Below are 13,785 nucleotides of genomic sequence, written 5' to 3'. Positions count from 1 at the left end.
TCGCGGCTAATCGCGGCTGCTAAATGCAGGTACTAGGTGCGGCTGCTCGCGTACAACCGTCGCACTCCGCGGCGATCATCGCGCCAGGGTGGTTGCCCCGACCAGCCACAAGTCCATTTGGCCGGGCCTTGCACCATCACGGACTGCACCCGTTGACAGTTACCTCGCTCGTGACCCAGGCCGAGAGCATGTCCGAGGTCGTGAATCACCACAAGTTCGCGCTGCTGCGGCGTGAGCGTCTGCAATGCGGTGTGGTTCAGGTAGATGCTGGTTCGGTTGCCCCGATAGGTCCGCGTCGGGCTGCCCAGACACCGTGGCGGGCGCGCGTCCGGTCGTCCGATCCACGCCCACACGTCTAGCAAGCTTTCGGTGCGGCGGATAACGACACGAGCAACTCCCGGGCGGGTCGGTGCTCGGCGGGTAAACCTGATGGGTAGTCGGGCGGCACGATTCCAGGCGCGGGCAGCAGCATGCACTACTGATTGGTATTCGCCGAGTTGCTCGGCCCGATAGTGCACAACCGGGGATCGGCCAGCGAACTTACAGCCCAGGAACTCATACGCCGCGGTGGGGGAGGGCTCACCGATCAGCCGCATTCCTGCCAGCACCACAGCTGCCGCGAGCAGTACTACTAACCGTCGCCAGGCCACCAGCGCCATCGTGTCCCTCCTCGGTGTGAACGAAGACGACGCTAGGTCGGGGCTAGCGGTCGCGGGTAGGGCGTCGATCACCCAGGGGACAGGGGTGGTTTCGGTGAGGTTGTGGAACGCTTAAGGCTGGTCTGCTGGTCTCTTCCCGGCGCATGACCTGCGTTCGGGCTGGGTGACCGGTCTTGGCTTGTGGCGCTACTCGGCGTATCGCTGAGCGGTGGAGCCACGGCCAAGCTGGTTGGCGTACTCGGTGACCTCGTCGACCCGACTCCAGATCAGTTCCCGGACCCGTTCGTTGTTCATCTCGGCAAGGTGTCCTACCTTGCCGTCGATGTGGCCAGCCAATGGGTATTCCGGAAAGGTATGCAGGTGTCGCTTGAACTCGTCTTCTGTGCTGATCAGGTGATTGCTGACCCCTGGCACATTGATGTGGGCGTGGTAGTAGGGCGAGATCACTACTTCGCGCACGCTGTAAATGTTGGTGACTCGATCGGCGATGTCGGGAACTTCGTCATGTAGTTCCCGCAGGAACTGCGAACCTGCGGCCATGTCGGTGATGGCTGGGGCGAGATCACGCCCGGTGCGGCGCACCAAACTGGCGACCGCGCCAGCGCTGCGGGAACCGTGCCACGGAACGCCCACGGTAATGACATGGAGTACCTGGCTGGGATGGTCCAGTGCGTAGCGCAGGCATGCCAGACCACCTTGTGAGTGACCCACCATGACAACGGGGGAGTCGGGTGGTCGGCCCTGCTGCATCAAGTTCTTGCGAATATCTGCCGCGATGTGTTCCTGGGAACGATGCAGTGGAATGGTGACACCGAAGTTCGCCAGCGTGATGAGGAACGCGCTGGGGTGCCGCTGCAGCACCCGGTTCATCATCAGGTGAGCAGCCAGTCCTTTGATCGCGGTGCCCGCGACAAATGGCACAGCCAGCGGCATAGGTGCTCCTCGTCCAGCAATAGCCCCATAGTGATTGGCAAGTCGCACAAAGTCATGAAGATTTGGCCATTTAGACGGAGTTGCGACCAAATTCTGGCGAGTTCGGGTCACACCAGCCTCGCGCGCGCATGATCACGGCGGGAGGTAGCGATCTATCCACGGAATCCGTATCCGAAGGATGAGCCGGTAGCGACACGCTAGTTCGATACTGGCGGGATCATGCGCGTGGTTTGCGTGGCATGGCAGCTGCGGAGCCGCCATGATCGGATAGTTGCGTGCGCAACTGCTGCGATGTGTGGTTGGAGGTGTCGTGTCTAATCCTTCGGGCGCCATAACGGACAACGACCCTGGGCGCATGCTGATCAAGCTAATTGTGCTCGCGATTCCGATCGGACTGCTGGCCGGCATCGGATCGGCCCTGTACAACATCGTTCAGCATGAACTGCAGCATTGGCTGTGGCATACCCTGCCGGAGTTCCTCGGGCAGGAGCAAGAACCGTGGTGGCTGGTCGTGGGGCTGCTTCTCGTTGGCGCAGGGCTCGTTGCCCTAGCCTTGCAGTTGCCGGGCAACGGCGGTGATGGGCCACTGAAAGGCTTTCACCTGACTATTGGGCCGCGGGAGGTTGCCTCGGTCTTGCTTGCTGCGCTTGCCAGTCTGTCCTTTGGTGCGGTGTTGGGACCAGAAGCGCCACTGCTGGCCCTCGGCACCGCGATCGCTATTGCCATCAGCCGCGGCGGACAGTTGGGCCCGGTGCAGGTGTTGGCACTGGCCGGCGCCGGTGCCGCGTTGGGGTCCATCCTGGGCAACCCGCTGGTGTCGGGAGTGCTCCTTCTCGAACTTCTGCTGCTTTCTGGCAAAGTGACTAGTCCTGAGACGGGTATCTTTCTGCTGTCCCCGCTGATTGTGGCGTTGACCACCGGCTACCTGCTGCAAGTCGGCATTGAGGACTGGAGCGGGGTGCCAGACCTGAACCTGGCGGTCCCCGGACTACCGGAATACACCTCGGTTCAGTGGATCGATCTTGGGATTGCCATACCGGTAGCACTGGTGGCAGGACTCATCGTGGTGATCGCGCGGCGACTCGGTGGCGTATTTGCCGACCGATTTGAAGGCAAGCAACTGGCTGGATTACTGGTGGGAGCCGGAGTGGTCGCGGCAGCCGCGCTGCTGATGCGAGCAATGACTGGTGAATCGGTGTCGCTGGTGCTGTTCTCCGGTCAGGAGCAAATGCCGGAACTGCTAGGCCTTGCTGGGGTGGGGACCTTGATTGCGGTGGTGTTGTTCAAGGGGCTCGCCTATGCCGCAAGCCTGGGGGCCGGGTACCGCGGCGGTCCAATTTTCCCGGCTGTATTCCTTGGCGTCGGCGTGGGGACGGCAGCCGCGGTGCTGGTGAGTTCGGTCAATCTGTCCGCGATGGTTGCAGCTGGAATAGCTGCAGCATCCGCAGCCGGACTGCGGATGCCATTCTCTTCGATGTTGTTGGCGGTGCTGCTGTGTGCTGCCGCCGGTCCGGCAGTCACCGTACTTGCTGGTGTCGGAGTGGTGATTGGCTTGATTCTGGGGCTGGCGCTATTACCGGTAGCAGTAGTGCAAGAGGAACAGCAAGCTGGTGGCGTCGGGTCGGCGCCACCAGCAGATAGCGGGGTGTGATGTGCATGACAAACTTGCGAATTCCGTGTCGATTCTGCAAAGAAGCGACGGTTTTTGACCGATTATTCTTTCGATAACCTGTGTTAGTGGGCGGTGGGCTGCCGACGTGATCGTTGAGCCAAGGGATGGTCGTTGATGTCAGACGCAAGCCGGGATATGTATTCCGACCGAGAGGCTGGCGACCTCGACGCGGATAACAGCAGTGGTCGGACGCTGGACGTCGGAGCCGCGGGTGGCTACGAAGGCGCCGGGGATCGAGATGAGATGTCGTCACCACGCTGGCTGGTGACCCGCACTGTCGTTGTCGTCATCCTGGGGTTGCTGGTGACAGCGGTGATTGTTGGGCTGGCTATCAATGCCGAGCGGCAGCAGCGAGAAGCGACGGTAGCCGTCGAAGTCCAGGAGACCAAGCGGCAGATTGAGCAGCGCATCGCAGAGTTGGACACTGTATTGCTGGGGCTGCGTGGATCCGTGGTGAGCAATCTGGATTTCGATGCCGAGGCTTTTCATAAGGCGGTCAACGGGTCGGCAGCGCTGGAGAACGTTGCTCCGGTACGGGCTGTGCAATGGGCTGTAACGGTGCCGCTGGATGGGGGCAAGGCTTTCGAGAAGCAGACCAAAGTGGATGTGGCATCGGTCAACGATCACCACGCCGCGGGAGTTGCAGAGCACGAAGTCCCGGCTGCGATCGAAATTCATCCCCCGCTCGACAAACCCAACAACTACGTCATCAAGTACGTGGAGCCAGCCAAGAACAATAGTCAGGCATTTGGGCTGAACCTTTCCGCGCTGCCCGGGCGGCAAGAAGTCGCCAACCGGGCCCGGGACACCGGCGAGCAAGTACGCAGCGGACCTTTCGAACTGGTATTGCAAAATGACGAAAAGGCACTCGGATTTGTTGCCTATTTGCCGGTGTACTCAACCTCCACGGTGCCCACCACCGTGGCTCAGCGTCGCGCGTTGTTTGAAGGCCTGATTATTGGTGTCTTCGAGTTCGACAAGGTGTTCCAGAATCTCGGCGTGGCAGACTTCAAGGTCTACGACTCCACCACCCCGGCCAATGGTGCTGACTCCGGCGAAGATACGCGTCTCGATCCCGGTGAGTTTCTCCGCGCCGAGCCTGGTGAGGTGATCTTCGAGACTTCCCCGAATCTGGACGAGGCCGAAGCTGCCCAGGTGTGGACGGCTTATCAAGGTGGACGAACCTGGACCGTGGCGCAGTTCGAGTCCGAGCAGTCTGCTCTCTCTACTGCCGCCATTCTTCTGGTCACACTGCTGGGACTCGCGGGCTTGGCGCTTACCGGATTGGTGGGCGCGTTCGTCTGGAGTTCCGGGCGCCATCGGATGGAGTCTGAACGCGACCTGGCGATCATCACAGCATCACGCAAGCGCTTTCATGAACTGTCGATGGCAGACCCGTTGACGGGAATCGCCAATCGTCGCAGCTTGATGCGCGATTTGGGGATTCTGACCGAGGTAGCCCAACGGCAGCGGGAGAAGTTGCTGTTGTTGTTCCTCGACGTGGACTCGTTCAAAGACATCAACGATCAGCACGGCCACAAGGAAGGTGACGCGCTGCTCGTGGAAGTGGCCGCGCGGCTGCAACGGGTGGCTCGGGAATCAGATCTGATCGGCCGACTAGCCGGAGATGAGTTCTGTGTCGCTGGCCTGGTAGACGATCGCGCCGCCGCAGAGCGGATGGCGGATCGAGTGCTCGCCGAACTCGCCACGCCCTTTCAGATCGCCGGTTCGTCATTAGAGGTGGACGTGAGTGTCGGCGCGCTGTTGGTGTCGGGTGGGAGCCGGGCGGCTAGCGAGATGCTCGATGCAGCGGACCTCGCGATGTACCAAGCCAAGGATCAGCCGAGTAGTGCAGTGGTGTGGTTCGACGACGAGTTGGAGCAGCGGAAGCAAGACGAACTACAGATGTTGCGCTGGCTCGATGAGGCTATCGAGCAGGGCGCTTTCCAGATGGTGTATCAGCCGGTGGTGAATGTGACGACCCGGCAGGTCGAAGGCTTGGAGGCGTTATTGCGGTTGACGCCCCTCGAAGGCGGGTCGGTGATCAGTCCTGATCGCTTCATCGAGTTAGCTGAGCGGTCGCGGCGGATCCTGCCGCTGGGCCGAGCAGCAATCGAACGCACCTTGTCCGAACTTGCCGAATGGCGATCCGTTAATCCCGACAGTGACCTGCAAGTGGGGATCAACCTGTCGGCAGCGCAAGTGTGCGACAGTCAGACCTTGGATGTGCTGATGACGGGCATAGCGCGCCACCAGCTACCGCCGGACCTGGTGGTGTTGGAACTAACCGAAACCGCCTTCGTCTCCGATGTGGCGGCGGCGGGCGAGTTCATCCGAAAGGCCAAGAATCGAGGTATGCGGCTGGCTGTCGATGACTACGGTGTTGGCTACTCGAACATGCAAAGACTGTCCAGTATCGAGTTCGATGTGCTCAAGATCGATCGCAGCCTCACTGCACAGATGGAAGAGTCCGAACGGATCCGTGAGATTGTGCGGGGGATGTCACAGTTGGCACGCAGCCTGGGTGCCACCAGCGTGTGTGAGGGAGTGGAGACTGCTACGCAGGCCCGTACGGTCCAGGAGTTAGGGCTGGACTACATCCAGGGTTATTTGGTCAGTCGCCCCGTACCTTCAATCGCGGCAGCTACGAGCGCGACGATGCCGCAGATCTGATCTGGCGCCTAGAGGTCGAGGCCGGTCAGTACCAGTACGCGGTCTTGCGTGAGTTCGTGCATCGCGGCACGCAGTCCTTCGCGGCCGTGACCAGAGTCCTTCAGCCCGCCATAGGGCATCTGATCGGCGCGATAGGACGGCACGTCGCCGATGATCACGCCACCGACCTCCAGTTCCCGTTGTGCCCGAAATGCTGTCCGCACATCGTGGGTAAATAGTCCTGCTTGCAGTCCAAAGCGAGAGTCGTTGATCGCAGCGAACGCCTCGTCAACGCCCGCGACGGTGGCCACGGTCATAACCGGGCCAAATACTTCCTGACACGATATCGGTGCTTGCGGCGGCACATCGGTCAGCAGCGTGGGTGCGACACTCGTTCCTTGCCGGACGCCACCGGTGAGCAGACGCGCTCCTGACGACACCGCCTGGTCGATCCAGGTACTGATCCGTTCCGCGGCCGACTCGTTGATCACTGGGCCGACGAGGACGTCATCGTCCCAGGGGGAGCCGGTGCGTAGGCCAGCGAGTTTGCTGACGAGTAGTGGCAGAAACTCCTCCTGTAGGGACTCGTCCACGAACACTCGCTGTACCGAAATGCAGGATTGTCCTGCCTGGTAGTTGCCGAAGGTGGCGATCCGTGTTGCCGCCCAGTCCAAGTCTTGTGGTGATGACCAGTCGGCCAGTACCGCTGCGGCCGCGTTGCCCCCCAGTTCCAAAATCACTTGCTTGCGAGGGTTAGCTGCCTGGATTTCATAGCCGACCGTGTCGGAGCCAGTGAAGGAAATGATTGGTAGTCGCGGATCAGCGACCAGTTCTGCGGTGTCGTGGTTGTTCAACGGCAACACTGACCACATGCCCGCTGGCAGATCAGTTTCGGCGAGCAGCTCGCCCAGCAGCAGCGCGGTCAATGGTGTCGCGGGTGCCGGCTTGATGATGATGGGTGCACCGACTGCGATAGCAGGCGCCACTTTGTGTGCCACCAGATTCAGCGGGAAGTTGAACGGGGCAACGCCCAGGACTGGTCCGATCGGGAAACGGCGCACCACCGCCATCCGGCCAGCCGCGGCTGGGTCAGTATCCAACCGCTGCAGTTCCCCCGACCAGCGGCGGGCCTCTTCCGCGCCCCACCGAAACGTAGACACCGCGCGACCCACCTCGGCTCGCGCCCACATCAGCGGCTTGCCGTTTTCGCCGGTAATCAGTCGGGCAATCTCATCCGCTCGTTCGGCGATGCGTTGTGAGACGTGTAGGAGCGCGTCTGCTCGCTGAGTTGCGGTAGTGGCCCGTGCCGCAGGTACCGCAGCCACCGCAGCCGCCACCGCCGCTTCAATGTCAGCCGCGCTGGGCTGGTAGTGACTGCCGACTTCGGCGTCGTCGTACGGGCAGGAGATCTGCTGGGTGTCACCGGTGCTGCGCGGTTCACCCGCCACCCAAAACGGAACGGCGCTCATTTGGCTGCCTCGGTGAGAATCGCATCCGTGATGACGTCCATCGCATCGGTGATGAGTTCGTCAGACATCACCAGCGGTGGCAGCAACCGGATCACGTTGCCGTAGGTTCCGGCGGTGAGCACCATGACACCTTGTTGGGCGCAGGCCGCCGCGATTCGTTTGGGCAAGTCTGCGATCGGCTCCAGACTGTCGGGCTCGGCGAACTCGATCGCCACCATCGCACCTCGGCCCCGCACATCAGCGATCACGTCCAACTGCGCTGCCAGCGAGTGCAACCGGTCGGTCATGATGGCGCCCAGTTCCCGGGCCCGGCGGGTCAGGTCCTGTTCCCGCATCGTCTTGATCGCCCCAATCGCCGCCGCACAGGCCACCGGGTTGCCGCCGTAGGTGCCGCCCAAGCCACCGACGTGGACGCTGTCCATCATTTCCGCGCGGCCAGTCACACCGGCCAACGGCATGCCGCCAGCGATGCCTTTGGCGGTGGTGATCAAATCGGGGATGACGTCTTCGTGGTTGCAGGCGAACCAGTCGCCGGTGCGACAAAAACCGGTTTGGATTTCGTCGGCGATGAAGACCACATCGTGTTCGGTACACCAGTCGCGCAGCGCAGGCAGGAAACCTTCTGCTGGGACCACGAAGCCACCCTCGCCTTGGATTGGCTCAATCAGAATGGCTGCTAGGTTCTCGGGCGAGATCTCTGCTTCAATCCGACTGATCGCTCGCGCGGCGGCGGTGGGTCCGTCGCGGTTGTCACGCAACGGATAGGACGTCGGTACCCGATACACCTCGGGCGCGAATGGGCCGAAACTGTGTTTGTAGGGCATGTTTTTTGCGGTCAACGCCATCGTCAGGTTGGTGCGGCCGTGGTAGCCATGTTCCACCGCCACCACCGCATTACGTCCGGTGTGCGCTCGCGCCACTTTGACTGCGTTTTCCACCGCTTCCGCGCCGGAGTTGAACAGCGCGGACCGTTTCTCGTGATCTCCGGGGGTCAGTTCGTTGAGTTCCTCGCATACCTGGATGTAGGGCTCGTAGCCAGCAACCATGAAGCAGGTGTGGGTGAGTAAGTGTGCTTGCGCAGTGATGCCTTCCACCACCAGTGGGGCGCTGTTTCCTACGTTGGTGACCGCGATACCGGATCCCATATCGATCAGGGTGTTGCCGTCCACGTCGAGCACCACACCGCCACCGGCGCGATCCGCATAAATCGGCACGGCAGCACCCAGCGCGGCGGACACCGCCGCCTTGCGGCGTTGTGCCAGTTCCTGCGAACGGGGTCCCGGGATTTCGGTGACCACATTGCGGCGCTGGTCGAGGTCGGGTCCGAAGGGCTGCGTCATCGCTCACTCCTGGCGGTCGGGCCCAGCCGGGGGAGGCTGGGCGGTGCTGCTGGCCGTGGTTGAGTTACCGCCAGCATGTCATTGTTGGGCGGGGGTTCGCTCCTGCTGACCCCACTGTTGGCCGAGTCTGTTGTCGAGCAGGTCGAGGAACGGCACCGCATCAAAGGCTTCCGGTCCCAGTACACCCGCGCCGGACCAGACTCCGGTGGCCAACAGTTCCAGGGCGATGACTGGGTTCATTGCGGTCTGCCACACCACCGCTTGGGTTCCGTATTCCGCCATGGTCCAGTCGTTGTCGGCGACGTGGTAGAGGTATACCTCGCGCGGGTTGCCGTCGGTGCCAGTGCCGGTGACCCAGGTTCCGGCGCAGGTCTTGCCGGACATGGCATCACCCAATGTCATCGGGTCCGGCAGACAAGCGGCCACCACATCACGGGGGCTGACCTGGTTGCCGCGCACCGTCACCGGGTCGGTGCGGTCCAGCCCCAACTTGTGCAGAGTTTGCAGTACGTCGATGAATTCTTCGCCGAGGCCGTACTTGAAGGTGACCCGGTTGCACTCCACCCAACGCGGCACCAGCAGCACCTCCTCGTGCTCCACGTTCACGCATTCCACCGGGCCGATGCCTTCAGGGAAATCGAACACTTCCGGTTCACTGAACGGGGCAGTGGTGAACCAGCCGCGGTCCTTCTCCCAGATCACTGGCGGGTTGAGACATTCCTCGATGGTGGTCCAAATCGAAAACGACGGCGCGAAGTCGTAGCCGGCGACCATGAGATTGGCACCGTCGCGCACCCCGATCTCGTCGATGCTGCTGAACAGGTGATCGGCGGCGTAGCGGGCGAACACATCGGCCAGACCTGGCTCCACACCGATGCCACACAATGCGAGTAGCCCGGCGTCCTGCCAGGCTTGGCTGCGTTTGAACTGATAGTCGCCCAGTTTCACCCCGGTCTGCTGGTGGGGGTCGCTGGGGTGGGGTGCGGATAACGACATGGCGGTGTCGAGGTAGTTCGCACCGGCGGCAAACGTCCCGTCGAAGATGGCGGTGACGAAGCGTGGGTCCACCACATTGAGCACATGAGTGATCCGATGAGTTCGGCACAACTCGGCGACGGCATCGGGATTGCTGGCATCCACTCGTGCGGTGGTGAACTTGTCGGAGTCGATCCGGTCCACCACCGAGCGAGCGCGCGCCTCGTCGTAGTCGGCGATCACGATGTGCTCGAAGAAGTCTCGTCGAGCCGCGATCAGCGCCGCTGAACTACCGACTCCACCCGCTCCGATAATCAGAATTCGCATGCTGGTCCTCCTGCGGGCGCCGCCCGCGATTTCCGGCACCGCCATGACAACCGGATGAGAGCAGCCTACGCGGAATCAATATCACGGAGCCACTCCTCCTACGGGTTCCTCACTCGACAGTAGGAACCGACACGGAACCCGAACCGATGGCAGGCTGGTAGCGGTCTCGAGAGACGGCTACTGCGGGCCACGCGGGTAACAACGACCGGGGCCACCGGATGCGTCCGGCTGGGCCGGCGAGATAGGTGAGCGCTACTGCTGCGGGTAGCCGTAGGGCGCCTGCGGGTAGGCGCTGGCGGGGGCATAGGGGGCCGCACCCGCAGTGGTGCGCCGCGACCGCATAATGACCGCGGCGATCATCGCGACCGCAGCCATGTCATCAGTCAATCCCAGCGGCCCGGTGATCAGCTCGGGAATGAGGTCCACCGGCATCACGATGTAGACCGCTGCGAGCACAAGCAGAGCCATATCTTTTTTGCTGAACCGAGACATGAGACCTCCTGGCGGCAGGATGGCTGAACGACACCCAGTTTCAGGGTAAACGTTGTGCCCAGCCTCGGTATTCCGCTGAACGGGGGACTACCGCCGTTCAGCGGCGGTAGTCGGCCGCTACGAAACGTCAGTCTTCGACGACAGCGTCGTCGTCACCATGGTCGGGATTCTCACCAGCGCCGTAGGCGTCGTCACCGCGATAGGCCAGTAGCGGCATCTTCGGATCCCAGTGGGTGCCACGGGCCGCATCCGTTTGGGCGCGCGCCAGCGCCGACAGCGCCTCCAGCACCACCCGATTACCCAGCATCGCGGTGATGTCGGATTGGTCATATGGCGGCGCTACTTCCACGATGTCCATCCCCACGATCGGAACGGTGTAGCAGATCTTGCGGACCGCATCGAGCAGTTGTCGCGCAGACAAGCCGCCGGGTTCCGGGGTACCGGTACCTGGCGCGTGGGCTGGGTCGGCGACATCGATATCCACTGACAGGAACACCCCATCGCAGTCAGAGGTGGCGATCCGCATCGCTTCGGTGAGCACCATGTCGAATCCGCGGGCCCCGATCTCGGTCATCTCATACGAGCGCATGTCTTGCTCGGCCATCCAGTCCAGCGTCTCTGGCTCCGGCCAATAGCCACGCAAGCCGATTTGCAGGAACCGATCGCCGCGAGCGGCACCACTTTCGATCAGGCGTCGCATCGGTTGACCGTGGCCGATCAGGGAGCCGAACTCGATGTTGCCGGTGTCAGCGTGGGCGTCGAAGTGAATGATCGAGACTTTGCCCCAGCCGACCGCCCGCGCAACTCCGGTCACATTCGGCCAGGTGACGGTGTGGTCACCACCGAGGATTAGCGGGATGGCGCCGTTCTCCGCGACCTGTTGCACGACTCGTTCCAACGAAGCACAGGAGCGCTGCGCGTCCCCGGAGAACATCTCCACATCACCGGCGTCGCGAACGTTCAGATCTTTCAACCCGTCAGTGCGCAGTGCCAGGCTGGGTCGGGAACCATCCATCGCCAGGTAGCAGGACTCCCGCAGCGCTTTGGGGCCGAATCGAGCGCCCGGACGGGCGGAGGTCCCGCCGTCAAATGGCGCACCGATAACGACAACGTCGGAATCGGCGTAGCTGTCGGGTTCTGCGGCGTCACATTCGGGGACGCCGAGGAAGGTGATGTTGGGGCCATATTGAGCGCCATAGCGAGCCATAAGGGGAGCGTAGCGCCGTTGCCGCGGGGGTGCGGGCTGACCGACTTGCGGATACCTGGGCGGCATGTCCAGGTTGGGAGTTTTGTACCGGCCAAATAGGAAAGTTCGGACAGTTTTTGAATTCGGCCACGGATCGGTAACAGAGTTCCTAATCTCATCCTCGGGACTGCTGTTTTCGCAGACCAAACACGTGAGGAGAACGTGATGGGAAGGATCTGGGTCATCGCACTAGCGATCATCCTGGCAACATGGCTGCTATTTATGATGGGCGACATCACGGGACCCGACCTGTTGTTGACTGCTCAGGGGCCAATTGGAGCTGGTGTAGTCGCTGCGTTTTTGATTGGCGGTAACTACTTCTCCCGGTCGGTCTGGCTGTTGGTTGGTCTGATCTGCGGGGCGTTGGGCTTCGTCATCGGTGCTAGCGCCATGACCGACAACGCCTTCGGTCTAGCGCTCGGCGCGACGATCACCACCGTACTGATCGCGCTGCTGACGTTCTGGACTCGCAAGGAAGCAGCGTTCTTGTGCGCGATCCTCGGCTCCGGGGCGCTGGCGGGCGTGTACGTCTACCAGTTCAACCTGGACCCGCAGAGCCTGAACTCCTCGCTTCCGATCGCGATGGCCCAGGCGCTGCTGCCGCTGTCGGTTGGTTACCTGTTCGGCATGTTCGTTCGGATTCTCCTCCCCGACGACGACGAGTACCAGGAACAGCGCGCTGCTGCCAAGGGCGACGACAACCCCGACGGTGAGTCCACCGAGGTGGACGGGGCCACGGATGCCGCCGACACCGCAGAAATCTCCGATTCCGAATCCGACGTCAATCTCGACAAGAATGTGAGCAACGCCTGATGAATACCTCACGTACTCTCAAGGCCACCATCGCGGCTGCCACCGCCGGCTTCATCGCCCTCGGTCCGGCAGCTGGCGGTGCCACTGCCGTCAGCACGCCTGCCTCTGCCCCTACGGAGCCGAGCACGGCTCCGGTCGACGTTGGACAGAGTGTGCAGTTGCGTGTAGACGCTGACGGCGCGCCAAACTCCGACCTGGTGGATTTCCGCTGGTCAGTCACCCAGATCACCATCCCCGGTGGCGACATCCCTGAAACGGTTACCTATCCCGACCAGGGAGTCGCGGTTCGCAGTCTGGACGATTTCGCCGAACCCACTGACAACGGCAACGGCACCGTCACCGCCCCAGTAGATAATCACGGCTCCTGGGGCAGTGTTCGCACTGTCGGTCTGATGCCGCAGGACTTCGAGGTCCCGGTTGAGTTGACCACGAAGTTCACGTTGAACGGCGAGACGGTGACCGCTGACGAAATGATTGGCGCGGACGGGCTCGTCACCACCGAGTACTGCGTCAAGAACATGTCCACTAAGACTATGGAGGTGCCGATCACCACTCTGGGTGGCCAGCAGATCACCGAGAAGGTGAAAGCACAGGTGCCGATGGTGGCGCAGGCTTCCACGCTGATTCCGCAGCGCTACGTGGACCTGAATATGGGAGCCGGCCTGGGTGGCGCGGACGGTCGCGGCAACACGCAAGCGCAGTGGATTGTGCTGCCGTTCACCCCGATCAACCAGGATGGCGGAAAGGCCTGCTTCGGCTGGGCAGCCAACGTACAAGACATGGTGTTGCCAGCCATGCTGATCCAGGTCGCTCCGGTGTATATCCCGGAAGAGAATAAGGACAAGAAGGAAGACGACGGCGGTAGCTTCGGACTGCCGACGCTGGGCAAGCCCAGCGGTGGTGGCCCGGACCTGTCGGCTGGCAAGAATGAGATCGTCGACGGTGTTGGGAAGGTCTTGGAAGCGATGCAGGGCATCGCCAACAACCGCGCCAGTGGCGGTGATCCGCTGCAGAACATCGGTGATGCACTCACCGCGTTCTTCGATGATCTTGGCATCAAGATTGTGGACGTGTCAGAAGGTCTGAACAGCACCATCCAGCAAACCGATAAGACCTCGCAACGGTTGGAAAAGCTGGGGGACGACTTCACCAGGGTCCAAAAACTATTCGCTAACCTCGCCGAACGGTTCAGCGACTTCCGACCACT

At 62.0% G+C, this 13,785-nt stretch carries 11 protein-coding genes; 4 read left to right on the top strand and 7 right to left on the bottom strand.

Annotated elements, in window-relative coordinates:
• Nucleotides 1-32: 32 nt before the first annotated feature.
• Both K0U62_09855 and K0U62_09850 read right to left on the bottom strand, forming a co-directional pair.
• Nucleotides 33-659, bottom strand: a complete 627-nt coding sequence (locus K0U62_09855; GenBank protein ID MCH9801816.1) for a hypothetical protein — start codon at nt 657-659, stop codon at nt 33-35.
• A gap of 186 nt (nt 660-845) precedes the next feature.
• The gene (locus tag K0U62_09850; protein ID MCH9801815.1) at nt 846-1,592 is read right to left on the bottom strand and encodes an alpha/beta hydrolase; all 747 of its coding nucleotides are present in this window, start codon (nt 1,590-1,592) and stop codon (nt 846-848) included.
• A 355-nt stretch (nt 1,593-1,947) separates the two neighbouring features.
• On the opposite strand from K0U62_09850, the gene K0U62_09845 reads away from it, so the two are divergent.
• Nucleotides 1,948-3,243, top strand: coding sequence for a chloride channel protein (locus tag K0U62_09845; protein ID MCH9801814.1), 1,296 nt, complete (start codon nt 1,948-1,950; stop codon nt 3,241-3,243).
• Between the two features lie 135 nt (nt 3,244-3,378).
• Nucleotides 3,379-5,937 carry an EAL domain-containing protein gene (locus tag K0U62_09840; protein ID MCH9801813.1) on the top strand — a complete coding sequence of 853 codons (2,559 nt, stop codon included), beginning with the start codon at nt 3,379-3,381 and terminating at the stop codon, nt 5,935-5,937.
• 8 nt (nt 5,938-5,945) lie between these two features.
• On the opposite strand, the gene K0U62_09835 is transcribed toward K0U62_09840, so the two are convergent.
• The 5 genes from K0U62_09835 to speB form a co-directional block, all read right to left on the bottom strand.
• Nucleotides 5,946-7,385: an aldehyde dehydrogenase family protein gene (locus tag K0U62_09835; GenBank protein MCH9801812.1), complete on the bottom strand. Its 1,440-nt coding sequence runs from the start codon at nt 7,383-7,385 to the stop codon at nt 5,946-5,948.
• Nucleotides 7,382-8,725, bottom strand: coding sequence for a 4-aminobutyrate--2-oxoglutarate transaminase (gene gabT / locus K0U62_09830; protein MCH9801811.1), 1,344 nt, complete (start codon nt 8,723-8,725; stop codon nt 7,382-7,384). Before gabT ends, K0U62_09835 begins: the two co-directional genes overlap by 4 nt.
• 78 nt (nt 8,726-8,803) lie before the next feature.
• The gene (locus tag K0U62_09825) at nt 8,804-10,027 is read right to left on the bottom strand and encodes a saccharopine dehydrogenase NADP-binding domain-containing protein (protein MCH9801810.1); all 1,224 of its coding nucleotides are present in this window, start codon (nt 10,025-10,027) and stop codon (nt 8,804-8,806) included.
• Between the two features lie 252 nt (nt 10,028-10,279).
• Entirely contained in the window at nt 10,280-10,519 is a 240-nt protein-coding gene (locus K0U62_09820; GenBank protein ID MCH9801809.1) for a DUF1232 domain-containing protein, read from the bottom strand.
• Between the two features lie 127 nt (nt 10,520-10,646).
• Nucleotides 10,647-11,726, bottom strand: a complete 1,080-nt coding sequence (speB, locus tag K0U62_09815) for an agmatinase (GenBank protein MCH9801808.1) — start codon at nt 11,724-11,726, stop codon at nt 10,647-10,649.
• A gap of 204 nt (nt 11,727-11,930) precedes the next feature.
• Between speB and K0U62_09810 the strand changes: the two genes are divergently transcribed.
• On the top strand, nt 11,931-12,578 hold the full coding sequence (locus K0U62_09810) for a hypothetical protein (protein ID MCH9801807.1): 648 nt from the start codon (nt 11,931-11,933) through the stop codon (nt 12,576-12,578).
• A partial coding sequence (locus K0U62_09805; protein ID MCH9801806.1) for a hypothetical protein occupies nt 12,578-13,785 on the top strand: 1,208 nt, incomplete at its 3' end. The genes K0U62_09810 and K0U62_09805, both read left to right, overlap by 1 nt.

The sequence above is a fragment of the Actinomycetes bacterium genome (assembly GCA_022599915.1).
GTDB lineage: Bacteria > Actinomycetota > Actinomycetes > S36-B12.
The sequence above is the reverse complement of the archived record's forward strand: the minus strand, read 5'-3'. Positions and strand labels throughout refer to the sequence as shown.

Coding starts and splice junctions, on each gene's coding strand:
- K0U62_09840 (MCH9801813.1), top strand. CDS start 3,379: ATGTCAGACGCAAGCCGGGATATGTATTCCGACCGAGAGGCTGGCGAC.
- K0U62_09820 (MCH9801809.1), bottom strand. CDS start 10,519: ATGTCTCGGTTCAGCAAAAAAGATATGGCTCTGCTTGTGCTCGCAGCG.
- gabT (MCH9801811.1), bottom strand. CDS start 8,725: ATGACGCAGCCCTTCGGACCCGACCTCGACCAGCGCCGCAATGTGGTC.
- K0U62_09850 (MCH9801815.1), bottom strand. CDS start 1,592: ATGCCGCTGGCTGTGCCATTTGTCGCGGGCACCGCGATCAAAGGACTG.
- K0U62_09825 (MCH9801810.1), bottom strand. CDS start 10,027: ATGCGAATTCTGATTATCGGAGCGGGTGGAGTCGGTAGTTCAGCGGCG.
- K0U62_09845 (MCH9801814.1), top strand. CDS start 1,948: ATGCTGATCAAGCTAATTGTGCTCGCGATTCCGATCGGACTGCTGGCC.
- K0U62_09810 (MCH9801807.1), top strand. CDS start 11,931: ATGGGAAGGATCTGGGTCATCGCACTAGCGATCATCCTGGCAACATGG.
- K0U62_09835 (MCH9801812.1), bottom strand. CDS start 7,385: ATGAGCGCCGTTCCGTTTTGGGTGGCGGGTGAACCGCGCAGCACCGGT.
- speB (MCH9801808.1), bottom strand. CDS start 11,726: ATGGCTCGCTATGGCGCTCAATATGGCCCCAACATCACCTTCCTCGGC.
- K0U62_09855 (MCH9801816.1), bottom strand. CDS start 659: ATGGCGCTGGTGGCCTGGCGACGGTTAGTAGTACTGCTCGCGGCAGCT.